Origin of the sequence: Pseudomonas amygdali (assembly GCF_002699855.1) — a bacterium.
Taxonomy (GTDB): Bacteria; Pseudomonadota; Gammaproteobacteria; order Pseudomonadales; family Pseudomonadaceae; genus Aquipseudomonas; species Aquipseudomonas amygdali.
In genome coordinates, this window is the sequence record NZ_LKBW01000310.1 from 15,647 (window position 1) to 33,877 (window position 18,231).

18 protein-coding genes and 1 tRNA gene are annotated in these 18,231 nt (G+C 56.9%); 13 read left to right on the plus strand and 6 right to left on the minus strand.

The genetic code is table 11. The annotated features are described in order from the left end of the window. Positions 1-129: 129 nt before the first annotated feature. Positions 130-1,728 (minus strand): glycoside hydrolase family 28 protein, encoded by a 1,599-nt coding sequence (locus tag AO277_RS24915; protein ID WP_044317713.1) that lies wholly within the window; start codon positions 1,726-1,728, stop codon positions 130-132. Positions 1,729-2,123: 395 nt separating this feature from the next. On the opposite strand from AO277_RS24915, the gene nadA reads away from it, so the two are divergent. Continuing rightward, complete coding sequence (gene nadA, locus AO277_RS24920; RefSeq protein ID WP_002552585.1) at positions 2,124-3,182, plus strand: quinolinate synthase NadA; 1,059 nt, start codon at positions 2,124-2,126, stop codon at positions 3,180-3,182. A 51-nt stretch (positions 3,183-3,233) separates the two neighbouring features. Here the strand turns inward: nadA and AO277_RS24925 are convergent, their stop codons facing one another. After that, positions 3,234-4,667: a M48 family metalloprotease gene (locus AO277_RS24925; protein ID WP_044317714.1), complete on the minus strand. Its 1,434-nt coding sequence runs from the start codon at positions 4,665-4,667 to the stop codon at positions 3,234-3,236. A 140-nt stretch (positions 4,668-4,807) separates the two neighbouring features. Between AO277_RS24925 and AO277_RS24930 the strand changes: the two genes are divergently transcribed. Next, positions 4,808-5,059, plus strand: coding sequence for a sulfurtransferase TusA family protein (locus tag AO277_RS24930; RefSeq protein ID WP_002552587.1), 252 nt, complete (start codon positions 4,808-4,810; stop codon positions 5,057-5,059). Positions 5,060-5,093: 34 nt separating this feature from the next. Further along, entirely contained in the window at positions 5,094-6,164 is a 1,071-nt protein-coding gene (locus AO277_RS24935) for an AI-2E family transporter (RefSeq protein ID WP_002552588.1), read from the plus strand. A 54-nt stretch (positions 6,165-6,218) separates the two neighbouring features. Here the strand turns inward: AO277_RS24935 and AO277_RS24940 are convergent, their stop codons facing one another. Together AO277_RS24940 and AO277_RS24945 are read right to left on the minus strand one after the other, a co-directional pair. Next, complete coding sequence (locus AO277_RS24940; protein WP_002552589.1) at positions 6,219-6,692, minus strand: peroxiredoxin; 474 nt, start codon at positions 6,690-6,692, stop codon at positions 6,219-6,221. A gap of 9 nt (positions 6,693-6,701) precedes the next feature. Continuing rightward, entirely contained in the window at positions 6,702-7,265 is a 564-nt protein-coding gene (locus AO277_RS24945; protein WP_002552590.1) for a glycine cleavage system transcriptional repressor, read from the minus strand. 324 nt (positions 7,266-7,589) lie between these two features. On the opposite strand from AO277_RS24945, the gene dapA reads away from it, so the two are divergent. The 5 genes from dapA (at position 7,590) to AO277_RS24970 (ending at position 11,284) form a co-directional block, all read left to right on the plus strand. After that, positions 7,590-8,468 carry a 4-hydroxy-tetrahydrodipicolinate synthase gene (dapA, locus tag AO277_RS24950; RefSeq protein ID WP_044317715.1) on the plus strand — a complete coding sequence of 293 codons (879 nt, stop codon included), beginning with the start codon at positions 7,590-7,592 and terminating at the stop codon, positions 8,466-8,468. A gap of 18 nt (positions 8,469-8,486) precedes the next feature. After that, positions 8,487-9,605: an NlpB/DapX family lipoprotein gene (gene bamC / locus AO277_RS24955; RefSeq protein ID WP_044317716.1), complete on the plus strand. Its 1,119-nt coding sequence runs from the start codon at positions 8,487-8,489 to the stop codon at positions 9,603-9,605. Then, complete coding sequence (locus AO277_RS24960; protein WP_002552593.1) at positions 9,606-10,364, plus strand: MBL fold metallo-hydrolase; 759 nt, start codon at positions 9,606-9,608, stop codon at positions 10,362-10,364. Positions 10,365-10,392: 28 nt separating this feature from the next. Further along, positions 10,393-11,103 carry a phosphoribosylaminoimidazolesuccinocarboxamide synthase gene (gene purC / locus AO277_RS24965; RefSeq protein ID WP_002552594.1) on the plus strand — a complete coding sequence of 237 codons (711 nt, stop codon included), beginning with the start codon at positions 10,393-10,395 and terminating at the stop codon, positions 11,101-11,103. A gap of 91 nt (positions 11,104-11,194) precedes the next feature. Beyond that, positions 11,195-11,284: transfer RNA gene (locus AO277_RS24970), tRNA-Ser, on the plus strand. 134 nt (positions 11,285-11,418) lie between these two features. On the opposite strand, the gene AO277_RS24975 is transcribed toward AO277_RS24970, so the two are convergent. Then, positions 11,419-11,730: a type II toxin-antitoxin system RelE/ParE family toxin gene (locus tag AO277_RS24975; RefSeq protein ID WP_044317717.1), complete on the minus strand. Its 312-nt coding sequence runs from the start codon at positions 11,728-11,730 to the stop codon at positions 11,419-11,421. Beyond that, a complete protein-coding gene (locus tag AO277_RS24980; protein ID WP_002552596.1) occupies positions 11,708-11,956 on the minus strand; it encodes a CopG family ribbon-helix-helix protein in 249 nt (82 codons plus the stop codon). Before AO277_RS24980 ends, AO277_RS24975 begins: the two co-directional genes overlap by 23 nt. 268 nt (positions 11,957-12,224) lie before the next feature. Here AO277_RS24980 and gvpU point away from each other — a divergent pair, with 268 nt between their 5' ends. From gvpU to AO277_RS25005, 5 genes are all read left to right on the plus strand, one after another. Further along, positions 12,225-12,707 (plus strand): gas vesicle accessory protein GvpU, encoded by a 483-nt coding sequence (gvpU, locus tag AO277_RS24985; protein ID WP_002552597.1) that lies wholly within the window; start codon positions 12,225-12,227, stop codon positions 12,705-12,707. A 311-nt stretch (positions 12,708-13,018) separates the two neighbouring features. After that, on the plus strand, positions 13,019-14,710 hold the full coding sequence (locus tag AO277_RS24990; RefSeq protein WP_044317718.1) for an NAD-dependent malic enzyme: 1,692 nt from the start codon (positions 13,019-13,021) through the stop codon (positions 14,708-14,710). 247 nt (positions 14,711-14,957) lie between these two features. Continuing rightward, entirely contained in the window at positions 14,958-16,601 is a 1,644-nt protein-coding gene (locus AO277_RS24995; protein WP_044317719.1) for a phosphoethanolamine transferase, read from the plus strand. Between the two features lie 188 nt (positions 16,602-16,789). Continuing rightward, positions 16,790-17,923: a ribonuclease D gene (rnd, locus tag AO277_RS25000; protein ID WP_044317720.1), complete on the plus strand. Its 1,134-nt coding sequence runs from the start codon at positions 16,790-16,792 to the stop codon at positions 17,921-17,923. Beyond that, positions 17,920-18,213: a YcgL domain-containing protein gene (locus AO277_RS25005; protein WP_003407219.1), complete on the plus strand. Its 294-nt coding sequence runs from the start codon at positions 17,920-17,922 to the stop codon at positions 18,211-18,213. Before rnd ends, AO277_RS25005 begins: the two co-directional genes overlap by 4 nt. Positions 18,214-18,231: the final 18 nt, after the last annotated feature.

The following is an 18,231-nucleotide window of genomic DNA, read 5'->3' on the forward strand; positions in this document are numbered from 1 at the left end:
TTGCCTGTCTTTTATTCAGGTACCCAGATCAGCACGCGCCGGAATGACCCGCCATCCCGTGCCCTTAAGCTGGCAGCCATCTGCGGGGAACTCCAAGCCCCCGCAGCGCTGTCCGACAACAAACGTCCGTTAAAACGGAGCCCAAGGCACCACTGATTTCATCGGCACAAACGCTGCCGTGCAATCGACCGGGGCACCGTCACCTGGACTGCCGGACACCGTGACGTCGTCTTTTATCGAAGGCACCAGTTTGTTGAAGAAGCTTACCGGCCCTGGGCCAATTGTGAAGTGGGTGGCGGTAAGCGCTGTGAAGGCTGGTTGAGTGCCGTCAAAGACAACGTTATCCAGCTTGATCAGAATCGGCCGTTTCTGGCCATTGTCACTGTAGCCGGCGAAGGTCATTTTGCCGCCACCGAATCGCGGACTGTTCAGGTAGTGGAAGCCCTTCACTGTGATGTCGCTGAGATCAGGGTACGAGGTTCCGCTGGCACTGCCGTAGTTGGTGTCGAACACCAGCGGGAATTTGACGTTGCGCATGCACACGTTTTCGTAACGGATACCGTCTACCTTTCCACCGTTCTTGGCACTCGTCTTTATTCTCAGTCCGATGCCGTCCTGGCTGTCTCTACCATCTGCCGCCAAATCCACAACGCTGACATTGTGTACGCCACCGTTGGTTTCACTGCCGATGGACAGGCCGTGGCCATAATAAAAATGATTGTGCGCGAACATCAGGTCCCGACTGCCGGAGATTCGGCTGGACTTTATCGCTACGTTGTCATCACCTGTGCTGATGTAGGAATAGGCCAGCAATACTTTGTTCGATTGACCGGGGTCGAAGCCGTCGGTGTTCTTCACGGTTTCCGGGGTAAAGCAGGTCCCAGGGGTCTTCTGGTCGGGCGTCGAGCCGCTTGGGCAGTGGTAGCCCTCTACGCTGTAGACCCGGCTTGGATTCAGAATCTTGATCCCCCATACAGTCACCCCGGTCACGCCGTCAGTCACAATGTTGAAGTCCGGAGCGTTTTGCAGCGTCAGCCCCTGGATAACGAAGTCCGTTCCGCCACTGACCTGTATAAGGCGCGGCTTTTGTTGATAAACGTTGGACAAGGTCTTCTGATAAACAAGGTCCCACCAGCTGCGCAGATTGGCATTCGCCCCGGCGGTAAGCAGACTGCCGCCGCGACCATTGATAACGCCTTTGCCTATGACGCCGCTGGAGTGGGTGTTTTTGGCCGAAATCAGTGAACTGCAGGCATCCTGATTGGCAACTGTAGTGACGCCGCAAGTGCCTTTGCCGTTGTCGTAGTCCTTGGGGTTACGTGACGCAAACAACGTTACGCCCTCGTCTATCCAGAGCGTGACGCCGGATTTCAATTGCAGCGGCCCGCTGAGGAATGCCGAGTTGTCGCCGTCACCTTTTACAAGCTTTACGGCTTGTCCGGCAGCACACCCATTGATTGCATTCTGGATATTCTCCTGGTCAGGCCTGGAGTCGAGCGCCGAACCGTCAGCGCTGTCCAGCGAGCCGTCTCTGGGAGTCAGGTGCGCTTGAAGTTGCTTACAGACTGGTGGGCTGGTTGGCTCGCTTATAGTGCCCCATGGCGTCACCACGGCTGCCTCACTGGCCGCCTGCGCGGGCAGTATGAGGGTCAGTGACATAGCCGCGGAAGCGGCCATCCAGGAGGTCTGCCGAAAAGTGTGCATGGCGAAGTGTAGGGGACCTGGCATCTATGAGACCTGTGATAGTGAGTAACCATGTTGGGTCGACTAAGATATTTTAGAGATGTGTCAAATAGAAAGTCGCTACAAATTATTTCTTTGTCATGTTTCGCTATTTAATGGATCTCTAGACGGTTTCAAGAACGATTCTCATCGGCTATGGGCAAGCCAGAAACTTCTGGTAAATCGGTTTTTTGGCGTTAGAATCGGCGCGCCTTCAGAAGTCGGGCCGATATTTACTGAATATCAGCCATATGCTTGATTGCACATGGCGCAGCCTTTGTCAGGCGATGTATGCGTAAAGCTGGAGGGCCTTGGTTGATAAGGGTTTCCGGCTTTTTTATTGCCTGTATTTCGGGTGTAAACTTGCCTTTCGCGCTCTAGCGCCTTCAGGTCCCGCGAACATGACACAGATCTCCGAACGTTTCCTGGTGCAGGCTCATCTCGATGCGAAGCAGCCCAAGGCGCTGAGCCCGGCAGAGCAGGCGCGTTACCGAGCCGACATTGCTGCCGAACTCAAGAAGCAGGATGCCGTGCTGGTCGCTCACTATTATTGCGACCCGGTCATTCAGGCCCTGGCCGAGGAAACCGGCGGTTGCGTGGCCGACTCTCTGGAAATGGCCCGCTTCAGCAATAACCACGCTGCCAGTACTGTATTGGTCGCAGGCGTGCGTTTCATGGGCGAAACCGCGAAGATTCTCAACCCGGAAAAACGCGTGTTCATGCCAACGCTCGAAGCCACCTGTTCGCTTGACGTAGGGTGCCCGGTCGATGAGTTTTCCGCGTTCTGCGATCAGCACCCGGAGCGTACCGTGGTGGTGTATGCCAACACCTCTGCAGCGGTCAAAGCCCGTGCGGACTGGGTAGTGACCTCTGGCTGCGCGCTGGAGATCGTCGAAAGCCTGATGGACAACGGCGAGAAAATCATCTGGGCTCCAGACAAGCATCTGGGCCGCTATATCCAGCGTGAAACCGGTGCCGATATGTTGCTGTGGGACGGTGCCTGCATTGTCCACGAAGAATTCAAATCCAAGCAGCTTGAAGACATGAAAGCCTTGTATCCCGAGGCTGCGATTCTGGTTCACCCGGAATCGCCGGAAGCAGTGATCGAGCTGGCTGACGTTGTCGGCTCCACCAGTCAGATGATTGCCGCCGCGCAGCGCTTGCCCAACAAGACGTTCATTGTGGCCACCGACCGGGGCATCTTTTACAAGATGCAGCAGTTGTGCCCGGACAAGATCTTCATCGAGGCGCCTACGGCCGGTAACGGCGCTGCATGCCGAAGCTGTGCACATTGCCCGTGGATGGCGATGAATACGCTTGAGCGCACCTTGCAGTGCCTGCGCGAGGGTAGCAATGAGATATTCGTTGACCCGGCGCTGATCCCCAACGCCGTACGCCCGTTGCAGCGCATGCTGGACTTCACCCAAGCGGCGCGCTTGCGACAAGCGGGCAATGCCTGACAGCCGTAATGAAAAAGCCCGACGCTTGCGTCGGGCTTTCTCATTCGGACATCAGTTCATCATGTCCTTGACCATCCGCTCTTGTTCAATCAGATCCTTTTGCCGTGCATCAATGCGTGACGCCAACTGGAAGTTGTTGGCCGCACGGCGTTTGGCAAAGTCCAGTTGCTGGATTGCCTGACGGAAATCGCCGACCAGTGCGAAATATTCGGCGCGCGCCTGATGCAGGCCGATGGTGTTGCCGTTCAGGCCACGGGTTTCCGCCACGACGTACCAGATGTCGGGATCATCCGGGCGGGTCTTGAGCAGCGCTTCAAGGCTTTTTTCGGCTTCGGCGGTGCGGTTCTGCTTGAGCAGCACGTCAATACGCACATCATTGAGCGGGTAGCTGCCAGGGTACAGCGTCAGCATGCGATCGACCCGTTGCTGGGCATCGGCCAAGCGGTTATTGGTGATGTCCAGGTCGATCTGCGTCAGATTATAGGTGATGTCGTTTGGCGCTTTTTCGATTAATGGCTTGAGGGTTTCTCTGGCTTCGTTCAGTTGCCCACCCTTGATCTGTGCGATGGCCAGACCATAGCGAGCTGGATCGGATTTCGGGTTTTCAACCAGTTGCGCACGAAAGCGCTTGGCGGCGATACCAGGTGTTTCTTCGTATATCAACGCAACGCGGGCGCGCATCAGTTGATACAGCAGGCTGTCTTCCTTGCCGCCAGGCTTGGCCTGCTCGGCGCGGTTGCGTGTGTCAGCGATCCGCGATTCGCTCACCGGGTGAGTCAGTAGAAACTCCGGTGGCCTTGCATCAAACCGATACTGACGCATTAAACGCTCGAACATGGTGGGCATGTTGCGCGGGTCATAACCGGCCTTCTCCAGATTGAGAATGCCGATACGGTCGGCCTCCTGCTCGTTCTGGCGCGAAAAGCGACGTTGCTCCTGGATTGCAGCCGCCTGTGAGCCGGCGATGGTTGCGATACCGGCATCACCGGCACCTGCGGCAGCCATGACAATACCCGCCAGCATCGCGGCCATTACCGGCACCTGCATACGCTGCTGGGCCTCCATGCTTCTGGCGAAGTGGCGTTGCGACAAGTGAGCCAGCTCGTGGGCCAGTACCGACGCGTATTCGCCCTCGGTCTGGGCGTTGAGGAACAGGCCGCCGTTGACACCGATGATCCCGCCGGGTGCGGCAAAGGCGTTGAGTTGCGGGCTGTTGATCAGGATGAATTCAAGACGCCGGTCCTGAACCTGGCTGGTCTCGGCCAGGCGGTACACCGAGGTCTCGACGTAGTCCTTGAGTTGCGGGTCTGACAGCTGCGCCACCTGGCCGCGCAGCAACCCCAGCCACGCACGGCCCAGACGGTGCTCCTGTTCGGGAGAGACAATCGAGGAGCTGGCGTCGCCAAGTGAAGGCAGGTCATCAGCCATGCCATGCGTAGCGAACAGGCAAGCGAGGGTGAGCAGTGTAGGACGCAAAAAATTCATGCACGAAGCTCTGGTCAGAAGAACCTGTACTGTAGCTGGCTCAATGGCGTGCTGACCAGAGTGAGGTATTCTTGCCGCCTTATCCGCCATGCCTTTTCGGACATGGTTTGTAATTCGATGTGTCCGCCTGGAGAGAAACGATGTCTGACGCTGTAGTGCGCCCCGAGGTGTGCGACGCCGAACTGGATGCAAGTGGCCTCAACTGTCCGCTGCCTCTGCTGAAAGCCAAGATGGAACTCAATCGTCTGGCCAGCGGCGCGGTGCTGAAGGTGATCGCGACTGACGCCGGGTCACAGCGGGATTTTCGAACCTTTGCCAGACTTTCCGGGCATGAGTTGCTGCATGAAGAGGTCGACGCTGGCACTTATCTTTACTGGCTACGCAAGGCTTGAACCGCCACCGCCGTTTTTTTGAAAAGGATGTTTGATGTTCAATGTGCTTCGCAATTGGGTGCAACGCTACTTCTCCGATGAGGAGGCGGTGGTACTGGCGGTCTTGCTGTTTCTGGCGTTTACCCTTGTCCTGACCCTGGGCGGAATGCTCGCGCCGGTCATTGCGGGGTTGGTGCTGGCCTTCCTGATGCACGGGTTGGTCAGTGTTCTGGAGCGCCTGCGCCTGCCTGAAATGGCCGCAGTCGGCTTGGTCTTCACGCTGTTCATCGGTGTGCTGCTGCTGTTCCTGCTGGTGCTGGTACCACTGCTCTGGCACCAGTTGATCACGCTGTTCAACGAAGCACCGGGCATGCTTGCCAAGTGGCAGTCTGTACTGCTGTTGCTGCCCGAACGTTACCCGCATCTGGTTTCCGACGAGCAAGTGTTGCTGGCGATCGAAGTCGCCCGTGGTGAAGTGGGCAAGATCGGTCAGTTGGCGCTGACCTTCTCGATCTCCAGCCTGCCATTGCTGGTCAACCTGATGATCTACCTGGTGCTGGTGCCGATTCTGGTGTTCTTCTTTCTGAAGGATCGGCACATGATCGGCCGCTGGGCGCGCGGCTATCTGCCTCGCGAGCGTGCGTTGATCAACCGGGTGGCGGATGAGATGAAGCGTCAGATTGCCAATTATATTCGCGGCAAGGTCATCGAGATTTTCATCTGTGGTGGCGTGACCTACATCGCGTTCGCCGCGCTCGGGCTCAACTACGCAGCGCTGCTGGCGATGCTGGTCGGCATATCTGTGGTCGTGCCTTACGTTGGCGCGGTGGTGGTCACAGTGCCGGTGGCGTTGATCGGATTGTTCCAGTGGGGCTGGGGTGATCAGTTCATCTACCTGATGATTGCCCACGGCATCATTCAGGCGCTGGATGGCAATGTTCTGGTGCCGTTGCTGTTTTCCGAGGCCGTCAACCTGCACCCGGTTGCAATCATTTGCGCCGTGCTGCTGTTTGGCGGGCTGTGGGGATTCTGGGGGATCTTCTTTGCGATTCCGCTGGCCACGTTGTTCAAGGCCGTCCTCGATGCCTGGCCGCGTAATGAACCCACTGTGGCACCACTGCTTTAAGCAGCAAGTCTGGATCGTTGCGGCACCTTGCGTGCCGCAACGCTTATCGGAATATCAGCCTTTGTTCAGGGCCTCGGCCTGCGCCAGTACTTCAGCCACATGGCCCGGCACTTTAACGCCGCGCCATTCCTGGCGCAGTACGCCTTCCTTGTCGATCAGGAAGGTGCTGCGGTCAACGCCCAGGTATTCCTTGCCATACAGCTTCTTGAGCTTGATGACGTCGAACAGCTGGCAGACGGCTTCGTCCTTGTCCGAAATCAGCTCGAACGGGAAAGACTGCTTGGCCTTGAAGTTTTCATGGGTTTTCAGGCTGTCTCGTGAAACACCGAGCACAACCGTATTGGCCGCCTGAAACTGCGCGATATGGTCACGAAAGTCCTGACCCTGCGTGGTGCAGCCGGGCGTGTTGTCTTTCGGGTAAAAATAAATCACGACCTGCTGACCCTTGAGCGCGGACAGCTCTACGGTCTGTCCGCTGGTCGCGGGTGCCTGAAAGTCGGGAACCGGTTGATCTACTGTGACGGTCATGGGAACTCCTTACATTGGGGCTTGTGGGCGCCAGGGTTCGATCAGTGCGTCGAGATTCAGCGCGTCGGCAAAATCGAGGAATTGATCGCGCAGCCAGCTGATCTGGGTCCCGGCAGGCAGTGTCACCGTGAATGTGGCATTAAGCATGGTGCCACCGGTCTGCGGAGCCTGATATGTGTCACAGATCAGATTTTCCAGCTCGACGTTGTGGTCAATGAAGAACTGGCACAGCTCATTGATGATGTCCGGGCGGTACGCCGAGCTGACGTAAGCCACGTAGGGCAGGGCTTCCGGGCGGTTCTCCAGGGTAGCGCTGCGTACCACGCTGGTGGTGAACGCATGCTTCTTGGAGAGGCTCGACAGGCTGGTTTCGAGGCGCGCCAGAGCGTCCCAACTGCCTGACACCTGAAGAATCAGCGCACTGCACTCACCGTGGCGAGTAAGGCGCGAGGTGACTACCGAGCAGCGGTTTTCATGGCTGGCACGGCACAGGACGTTGGTCAGCTCCATGGGGTTTGCGCCAAGGGCACTGATGACAAGGAATTGTTCGCGAACTGTGGGGGTGGACGACATGCAGCATTCCTAGACGATGAGCGGTCGTTACTTTTTCGGACTTGCGGGGCTGTTTCGACAATCGATGGCGCGAGATACCTTCCCGGGTCCCGGAGCGCCTGCCTTGCATGGAAGTACCATGACGGGCTGGAGTGCACTGGGGCAGGGCTTCTGGCGACAAATTCGACCGATTGAGCGAGGTGCGCAGGTGACCAGTACCGATCAAAGGACGAAGGGTAGCGAAAACCATCGCTCAGGGGAATGCTCAGAGCGCGGTACTTCGCTTGTACAAGGCTGATAGCGCCAGTACCATTACGGCTCTCTTTTTCCGGCAGGAGCGGTTGCATGATTGCGGGCAGTATGGTGGCAATGGTCACACCAATGGATGCACAAGGTCGTCTGGACTGGGACAGCCTGAGCAAACTGGTTGACTTCCACTTGCAAGAGGGCACCAACGCCATTGTTGCCGTCGGCACCACCGGTGAATCGGCGACGCTGGATGTGAGCGAACACATCGAGGTGATCCGCCGTGTGGTTGCCCAGGTTGCAGGACGTATTCCGGTCATCGCCGGTACAGGCGCCAATTCGACGCGCGAAGCCGTCGAGCTGACCACCAACGCCAAGACCGCTGGCGCCGATGCGTGCCTGCTGGTAACGCCTTATTACAACAAGCCGACGCAAGAAGGCCTGTTTCAGCATTTCAGCCACATCGCTAACGCCGTAGACATCCCGCAGATCCTCTACAACGTGCCGGGCCGTACGGCTTGCGACATGCTGCCAGAGACTGTTGCGCGTCTGTCTGCGGTAAAAAACATCATCGGCATCAAGGAAGCCACCGGCAACCTGCAGCGCGCCAAGGACATTCTGGCCAGCGTCAGCAGTGATTTTCTGGTGTACTCCGGTGACGACGCTACGGCAGTCGAATTGATGCTGCTGGGCGGCAAGGGCAATATTTCCGTCACTGCCAACGTTGCACCGCGCCTCATGAGCGATCTGTGCGCAGCGGCCATGCGTGGCGATGCCGAGACGGCGCGGGCGATTCACGAAAAGCTCATGCCGCTCAACAACACCCTGTTTATCGAATCCAACCCTATCCCCGTGAAGTGGGCCTTGCATGAAATGGGTAAGATGCCAGCCGGTATCCGTCTGCCGCTTACCTGGCTCAGCGAAGCCTGTCACGAACCGCTGCGTCAGGCCCTGCGCCAGTCCGGCGTCCTGGTTTAATTGAGGAAGTATCACGCAATGAAGCGATTGGCCGGACTTTCCGCACTTGCTCTTATTATCTCCAGCACCAGCGGTTGCGGTTGGCTCTGGGGCGAAGATGGTTACTTCCGTGATCGCGGTAGCGATTACCTCCAGGCTACCCAGACCCCACCCATGCAGGTGCCTGCCGATGTGTCCGGCGTCAAGCGCCTCGACCCGTTGCTGCCGATCCCGCGCAATGTGGCTGACAGCACCCAGAAAGAAGGCGAATACACGGTTCCTCGTCCTCTGCCACTGGGCACGACTTCCGAGTCGAGCGATTTCAGCCTGCAGAAAAGCGGCGATGCGCGCTGGATTCTGGCTCAGCGTCAGCCAGCCGAAGTCTGGCCGGTGGCTCATCAATACTTTGAAGACAATGGTTTCCGTATCGCTGAAGAGCGCCCGCAGACTGGCGAATTCAGCTCCTCGTGGCAGCGTCTTGATGAACTGTCCGCTTCGGTTGCCAAGCGCCTGAGCGCCGCTGGCGTTTCAGCCGACGCTGAAACCCGCGTGCGGGTTCGTATCGAGCCGGGCGTGCAGCGCAATACCAGTGAAGTCTATGTGGTGAGCGTCGAGCGTCCTGCCGGCAGCACTGCCGATGTGGCCTTCCCGACCCGTACCACCAACCTGGGGCTTGATGCCGCACTGACCGACGATCTGCTGGCCAGCATGGGTCGCAACGCCGAGAAGGGCGGTTCTATTTCCCTGTTGGCGGCACGTGACTACTACACCCCGAGCCGTGTTGCCTTGAGCGAAGACGGTAGCGGCAACCCGGTATTGAACCTCGGTGCCGATCTCGACCGTGCGTGGTCGAGTGTCGGCCGCGCGCTGGATCAGGGTGACTGGCGCGTCGAGGACATCAACCGCAGCCTGGGTCTGTACTACATCAACCTGGCCGAAAAGGCCAAAATGCCTGAAAACGAGCCTGGTTTCTTCGGTCGCCTGTTTGGCAGCAAGTCGAGCAAGGAAGAGATCGATGCCCGTGCCGAGCGTTATCAGGTTCGCCTGAGCAAGGTGGGTGACAACGTTCAAGTGACCGTCGAGAAGAACATCAACACCGTTGCGCCTGCGGATATCGCGCGTCGGGTGTTGAGCGTTATTCAAGACAACCTGGGTTAAGTGCGTTTCGCGGTTCTCGGCAGCGGCAGTCGTGGCAACGGCACGCTGGTCGCAAGCAACGATACATACGTACTGGTCGATTGCGGTTTCTCCCTGCGGGAAACCGAGCGGCGCCTGGCGCGTCTGGGCGTCGCTGCAAACCAGTTGAGTGCGATTCTGGTAACCCACGAGCATGCCGATCATGTGCATGGCGTGGGTTTGCTGTCGCGGCGCTACAATGTACCGGTCTACCTCAGCAGCGGTACCTTGCGCGGTATGCGAAAACCGGTTGAAGTTGCCGGTTTGCTGGCGGGCGGGGAGAGCTTGCAGGTGGGCGCATTGGGCATCGATGTAGTGTCTGTCGCTCATGATGCGCTTGAACCGACGCAGTTTGTCTTCAATGACGGCAAGCGCCGCTTCGGTCTGCTGACCGACCTGGGCTCTTACTGCTCCAACGTATTGCAGCGTTATCAAGGCCTGGATGCCTTGATGATCGAGGCCAATCACTGTCGCGACATGCTTGCCCGAGGCCAGTATCCGGTCTTTCTCAAGCAGCGCGTTGGCTGTGAAACAGGTCATTTGAACAATCATCAGGCCGCCAGCCTGGTGAGCGAGCTGGGATGGCAGGACCTTCAGCACCTGGTGCTGGCGCATCTGAGCAGCAAGAACAACCTGCCGCATCTGGCCCGGCAATGTTTTGTCGACACCCTTGGGTGCGACCCGGACTGGCTGCAACTGGCCGATCAAGATTCAGGGCTCGACTGGCGACATATCGCCTAGCCCAACTACTTAGCAAGCGGAGCCCATCATGGAAAAACGTGAAGAACTCTACCGCGGCAAAGCCAAATCGGTTTACAAGACCGACGACGCTGACCGCTTGATCCTGCTGTTCCGTAACGACACTTCGGCGTTCGACGGCAAGCGCATCGAACAACTGGACCGTAAAGGCATGGTGAACAACAAGTTCAACGCCTTCATCATGCAAAAGCTTGAAGAAGCGGGCGTTCCGACCCAATTCGACAAGCTGCTGGGCGACAATGAGTGCCTGGTCAAGAAGCTCGACATGATCCCGGTCGAATGCGTCGTGCGTAACTACGCTGCCGGCAGCCTGGTCAAACGTCTGGGCATCGAAGAGGGTACCAGGCTCAATCCTTACACCTTCGAACTGTTCCTCAAGGACGACGCCAAGGGCGACCCGTTCATCAACGAATCCCACGTTGTGGCATTCGGCTGGGGCACTGCCGAGCAACTGGTTCGCATGAAAGAGTTGTCGATCAAGGTCAATGAAGTCCTGACCAAACTGTTCGACGACGCTGGCCTGCTGCTGGTCGACTTCAAACTCGAATTCGGCGTATTCCACGGTGAAATCGTCCTCGGCGACGAATTCAGCCCGGACGGCTGCCGCCTCTGGGACAAGGACACTCGCAAGAAAATGGACAAGGACCGCTTCCGCCAGGGTCTGGGCGATGTCATCGAAGCTTACGAAGAAGTCGCAAACCGTCTGGGCGTGCCGCTGTAAGCGGAAAAAACACGCAAGCGCTTGATATCACGAAAAAAAACAGCAGAAGGGCTTCGCCTTCTGCGTTGATGCTGTTATGATGCGCGCCGTTGGAGAGATGCCAGAGTGGCCGAATGGGACGGATTCGAAATCCGTTGTACCTTCACCGGTACCTAGGGTTCGAATCCCTATCTCTCCGCCATTATTTGAAAAGCCCCGTGAATATTTGATTCACGGGGTTTTTTGTTTTCAGGCTGTACTACCTCCCTCGTTCCCAGATTTTTCCCTTCCCCGACTCCGTTTTTTCCGCAGTCGAAGATAGCTGGCCGGTCAGAACTAGCTGAATTGATCCGGGATTTTTGAAGTGTTCAGGCGCTCGTTCCGTTCATGCAGCACGCGGACGATGAACACGACCTGGCTGCGAACCACATAGCTCACTAAGAAGGGGTAGCGAGTAAGTACCAGCTCGCGTACGTCCGGGGCTTGGGAAGGGCGTCCCATACCTGTAAACGTTGCGAGCTGCTCAATGGATTCCAGAATGTTGCTGACGACTTCGTCAGCTCTCTGATGGCCCATCAGTCCCGCATAATGCTCATGAATCGCTTCCAGATCGCTATCGGCTTTTTCACTTAACTCGATTTGCGGCACGTGCTACCCACTTGGCTTTAACCGTTTCCAGATTGATCGTCTTTCCTGCATCAATGTCGGCTAAGCCTTCGTCAATGGCTTTCAGGTGCCAGGCTTCTGCTTCGACATAGCGAGACAAAGCACGTTTCAGGTGGTACTGACGATCACGGTCCGTGGCAAGCGCTAGCTGGTCGAGCATTTCGACCAAGCCTTCTTCGACACGGAATGACAAAACAGGCGATGCCATATTGGCCTCCACGGGTGGTGATTGTAAACAGTGTATACAGAATCCTGAAAAGTATACTTGAGGCTTTGATTGCGCAACAAATTTGTGTGCTTTTCGCCGAGTTGCTATTCACTTTTTGGAAATCGACAGCAACCCCGAACGCTTGAGCGAAGTCGGGACGATGCCGCCCCATCACCACTCCCAAACTATTCACCCCTCCCGGTTTCCCCTTTAGCCCTTTCTGATCTATACCTTGGGTTCAACGTTTTGTGAGGCGAGGAGCTATCAGATGTCGGACGTAGATCAGGTACAAAAGTCGCAACCCTCTCCCAGTCAGAGCCATGATGATGTGATTGCCCAGTTCAAGTGGCAGGGCAAGCAGATCGACTGGTTGCTGCAATGGCTGGTCAAGTTTGTCGCGAACACCAAGGTGGAGCTGGGCGTGACGCTGTCGGTGGGCGGGAATCTGGTTTCCGGGCACCTGATTTCTCACGACACCTATTTTGAGCAGTTGGCCGACGATATTTCGGCGCCGTTCAGTTCGTTTGCCAATGGCACTGACGCGACGATGAAAGAAATGATTCTGTCCTTCAAGCCGGGAGAGTCTTCCGAAGACACGCCAGCATTCCATTTCATTCACCTGAAGGATTGCCGGACCTATTCCACTGACGGTAATCCGATTTGCGACGCAGGTGTGTTGTGGCGCGGCAGGATCTCGGCGGTGGACGGCTTCACCATCGGGCTCATCGCTGAAAAACCAGGCGTGTCCTGACCTTTTCAGGCCCCGGCTTTCGTCGGGGCGTTCTCATCCATTCTGATGACGGTCTCCAGCGTGCTATGTGCACCCGCTGGTCAGGAAGGCTGCGCCGGTAGTAGCGTCACTTAGCCATTCTTTGCGCGACAAAATGTCGCAATGGGCCTTTAGCCGGGTAATATGTTCGCCCTGACCTTACACGCCGAATGGTTTTCGGCATGGCCTGATAGAGAACTGGCGACAAGAAAAAATAACAAGAAACGAGCCAGGCTGCCCGCCTCGGTCGACGTAAAGAATTAATGAGTAGACGAAAAAGGCGATTAGAGAAAATGACCAAAACTTCGCGACCTTTGTATATTTCCTATGCAGGACCCTCACTGCTGGAAATGCCCCTGCTGAACAAAGGCAGTGCCTTCACCCCGCAAGAGCGGGTCGAATTCAATCTGATCGGGCTCCTGCCGCAGAACGTAGAGACTATCGAAGAGCAAGTCACCCGGGTCTACAGCCAGTACAAGCAGTGCGCGAGCGATCTGGACAAGCATATTTACCTGCGTTCGATCCAGGACAACAACGAAACCCTGTTCTTCCGCCTGCTGGACTCGCATCTGGACGAGATGCTGCCGATTATCTACACCCCGACGGTGGGCCAGGCGTGTCAGGAATTCTCCAAGATCTACCGCACGCACCGTGGCCTGTTCATTTCCTACCCCGAGCGTGACCGCATCGATGACATTCTGCGCAGCGCCACCAAAGACCGGATCAAAATCATTGTCGTGACCGACAGCGAGCGAATTCTCGGTCTGGGCGACCAGGGTATCGGTGGCATGGGCATTCCGATTGGCAAACTGTCGCTGTACACCGCCTGTGGCGGAATCAGCCCTGCCTACACGCTGCCGATAGTGCTGGATGTGGGCACCAACAACCGTGAGCTGCTGGATGACCCGATTTACATGGGCTGGCGTCACGAGCGGGTATCAGGCAAGGAATACGAAGACTTTATCGCGCTGTTCATCGACGCGGTGCAGCGTCGCTGGCCCGACGTGTTATTGCAGTTCGAAGATTTTGCCCAGTCCAACGCCATGCCGTTGCTAGAGAAGTATCGGGATGAGCTGTGCTGCTTCAACGATGACATTCAGGGCACTGCGTCGGTTGCCGTGGGTACATTGCTGGCGGCCTGCAAGGCCAAGAATGAAACCCTTGGCCAGCAGAAAGTGGTGTTTGTCGGTGCCGGTTCGGCGGGCTGCGGGATCGCCGAGCACATCATCGCAGCGATGCGCATCGAAGGCCTGAGTGAAAGCGAAGCGCGCAAACGTATCTTCATGGTTGATCGCTTCGGCCTGCTGACCGAAAGCATGGATAACCTGCTCGATTTCCAGAAGCGCCTGGCGCAAAAGACCGCCGATGTGTCTGGCTGGACTGCTGGCACAGAAGCCTTCCCGCAGTTGCTCGACGTGGTGACGAACGCCGGGGCCACGGTGTTGATCGGCGTGTCCGGGCAGCGTGGTCTGTTCACCGAGCAAGTGATTCGCGAACTGCACAAACATTGCGCCAAACCACTGGTAATGCCGCTATCCAACCCGACTTCCAAGGTAGAAGCCACGCCGGAAGAAATCCTGCGCTGGACGGATGGCAATGCGCTGGTTGCTACCGGCAGTCCGTTCGCGCCGGTGGAGATCAACGGTCGCACCGTGCACATCGCTCAGTGCAACAACTCCTATATCTTTCCGGGCATCGGCCTCGGCGTGGTGGCTTGCAAGGCGTCGCGCATCACCGACCGTATGCTGATGGCGGCATCCAATGCGCTGGCCGAGTGTTCGCCGATGGTCACGGGGCAGGGCGATGCGGTGTTGCCGCCACTCAAGGAAATTCAGCAAGTGAGTCGTAAAATTGCGCTGGCTGTTGCCAAAGAGGCCCAGGCTGAAGGCTTGGCACTGGAAACTTCCGAAGAGGCACTGCTTGAAGCCATCGAGCGTAATTTCTGGCTGCCGGGCTATCGTGCCTATCGCCGTCGTTCGGTCTGATCGAGCGTTTCCAGAGTGACAGCGTCTGCGCTTGCTTGCTTGCTTGCTTGCTTGCGCAGACGCTTTGTTGGCGGAGTAAGTGCACGTTTATGGGCGCGTATTGCTTCACGGTGAAATAAGCTTCATTCAACCCAATCCTCTCACCGTTTTCACATAAAATTGATGAAGCGCTGCCTACAGTGCGCGCCATCGGGAGTTATCTGGCTCCTAAATGCCCGATGCATATTAATTCGATAAGCAGACCACGATGCCGACACCCAGAACTGTTCGTCCAGAGGTTGTTACCTTACTTGCCAGCGCCTTTCTGTTACTGGGTTTCAATATAAATCTGTGGCAGCATCTTTTCGCGATTACCAGCTCCGATGCCAAAGGCCTGGCCATGCGTTTTGCATTCGGGCTGATGATTTTCTGCGTATTCAATATCGTTCTGACGCTGTTGGCATTTCGCCGTGTGTTTAAGCCTGTGGTAATCGCTCTGTTTATGATCAGCGCCGGGGTGGTGTATTTTATGACCGAGTACGGTGTCATGATTGACGCCGGGATGTTCCGAAACTTCGCCGAAACCAACGTGACGGAAGTGCAAGGGCTGCTGTCTTTTAAACTGGCGTTGTATATCGTTCTGTTGGGCGTACTGCCTTCGCTGATTCTATGGAAACTGCCGATCAGCTACCGTCGCTGGCACCTGGAACTGTTCAGCAAGCTGGTGGTAGGCGTGGTCTGTTGCGTGGCAATAGGCGGCGTTGCGCTGGCGAATTATCAAGGCTTGTCCTCGTTGTTCCGCAACCATCACGAATTGCGCCTGATGGTCGTGCCAAGCAATTACATCGGTGCCTCGATTGGCTACCTGAGCGAGCAGGTGATCTCCGCACAGCGCCCGTTCGTCAAGATTGGCGAGGACGCCAAACGGTCGGCGGACTGGGCCACGCATGCCCGTAAGTCGTTGACCGTACTGGTGGTGGGCGAAAGTGCCTGTGCCGAAAACTTCGGGATTCTTGGCTATGGTCGCGACACCACGCCCAACCTGAACAAGGAGAGCGGGTTGGTGGCGTTTACCGATGTTTACTCGTGCGGCACCGAAACCGCAGTGTCGGTGCCGTGCATGTTCTCCAACATGGGTCGCAAGAACTACAACGCAACCAAGGCCCGTAATCAGGAAGGTTTGCTGGATGTCCTGAAACGTGCCGGTATAGAAGTGGTGTGGCGTGATAATCAGGCCGGCTGCAAAGGGACCTGTGATCGAGTGACCTTCCAGGATGTCAGTAATCTCAAGGACCCGCTGCTGTGCAACAGCCATGAATGCCGCGACGAGATACTGTTGCAAAACCTGCAGGGTTTTATCGACAGCCTCGACAAGGACACTGTTCTGGTGCTGCACCAGATGGGTAGCCATGGCCCTGAATACTTCAAGCGTTACCCTAAAGAGTTTGAAAAGTTTACGCCGGTGTGTGAAAGCAATGCCTTGAACAATTGCAGCCGGGACAGCATCGTCAATGCCTACGACAACACACTGTTGTATACCGATCACGTACTGGCCACGTTGATTGATCTGTTGCGCAGTAATCAAAACAAGGTCGACACTGCCATGGTGTACCTGTCGGACCATGGTGAGTCGCTTGGCGAGTACAACTTGTTCTTGCACGGCACACCGTATGTACTGGCTCCTGATCAGCAAAAGCATGTGCCGATGCTTATCTGGTTGTCCGATACCTATCAGAAGTCCTTTGCAGTCAGCCCGGAGTGCCTGGCCAAACAGCGCAATGCGCCGTTGAGCCAGGACAATCTCTTTCATTCAATGCTCGGCTTGTTGAAAGTCGACACCCAGGTCTACAACCCAAGCCTGGATATGTTCTCCGGGTGCCGCACTGAGCTGGCGGCCGCTGACAAGCAGTAAAATCTGTGCTTGCTCAGGATAGAGATCGTTTCCACGCTTGCGTGGGGACGCTCATCCTTGGCCCTTTTGCCAGGCAACAGTTCCTCCTGTCCGTCATTTGCGTGAAGATACGCCAGACCGGGACGACAGACGCGCGATAATCTCCCATCACGATATATACTGCGCGCCATTGTTGAAGGGAGAGCCGTGTGGCCATCGATATTCACTGGATTCGCGACGACGACAGCCTCGCCCGGCATTGCGCAGAATGGCAGTTGCTGCCTTTTGTCGCGCTCGACACCGAGTTTATGCGGGTCGATACTTTTTATCCGATAGCAGCGCTACTGCAGATTGGCGACGGGCAAAGCGCCTGGCTTATTGATCCTTTGCTGATCAACGACTGGCGGCCGCTGTCCGCGTTGCTTGAAAACCCCGACGTCATCAAAGTGGTGCACGCGTGCAGCGAGGACGTCGAAGTTTTGCTGCGTCTGACTGGCAGCCTGCCGGTGCCGTTGTTTGATACCCAGTTGGCAGCCGCTTACCTGAACCTCGGTTTTTCCATGGGCTATTCGCGTCTGGTGCAGGAGGTCCTCAACATCGACCTGCCCAAGGGCGAAACCCGTTCTGACTGGCTGCAACGTCCGCTGTCGGAAACGCAGATCAGCTATGCCGCTGAAGATGCAGTGCACCTTGCCGAGCTTTTCTCCATCCTGCGCCCGCGTTTGTCCGATGACAAATACGCCTGGCTGCTGGATGACGGTGCTGAACTGGTCGCCAACCTGCGCCGCGAAGTTGACCCGTACGAGGTGTACCGTGAGGCCAAACTGGCCTGGAAACTGTCCCGCGCCCAGTTGGCGGTGCTGCGTGAGTTGTGTGCCTGGCGTGAGCGCGAGGCGCGCGCCCGCAACCTGCCGCGCAACCGCATTGTGCGTGAGCACTCGCTGTGGCCATTGGCCAAGACGCAGCCGGATAACCTCGCTGCACTGGGGCGTATCGAAGACATGCACCCGCGCACCGTTCGCCATGACGGCGAGTTTCTGCTTGAGCTGATAAAGACCGCAGGCACGCTTCCGCCAGAAGAGTGGCCGCCTGCATTGCCTGAGCCACTGCCCATTGATGCGGCCGGGTCGATCAAGCGTCTGCGTGCAATCGGTCAGCAATACGCCGAGCAACTGGACATGGCCCCGGAGTTGATGCTGCGCAAGAAGACTCTCGAAGCGCTGCTCAAGAGCGGCTACCCCGACGGTCCTTACCAATTGCCCGTCTCGCTGCGTGGCTGGCGTCGCGAGTTGATGGGTCAGGCGCTGCTGGACAGCCTGGCCACCCCCGGAGAACAGTCTTGAAGCGTATCTGCTCGATTTATCGCAGCCCGAAAAGAAACGAGATGTACCTTTACGTCTTGAAAAGCGATGTCCTCAAACGCGTGCCGCCTGAACTGCTGGTCGCGTTTGGCAAGCCGGTTCATGCATTTGACCTGGTCCTGAGTCCCGAGCGTGCGCTGTCGCGCGAGGACATCAATGTGGTGCTGGAGAATCTCGACAGCCAGGGCTATCACCTGCAGATGCCCCCTGCCGAAGATGACTACATCGAGCATTTGCCGGAAGAGCTGCTGCGCCGCAACGATCCGATGTAATGGTTGCTCACGTTGTAA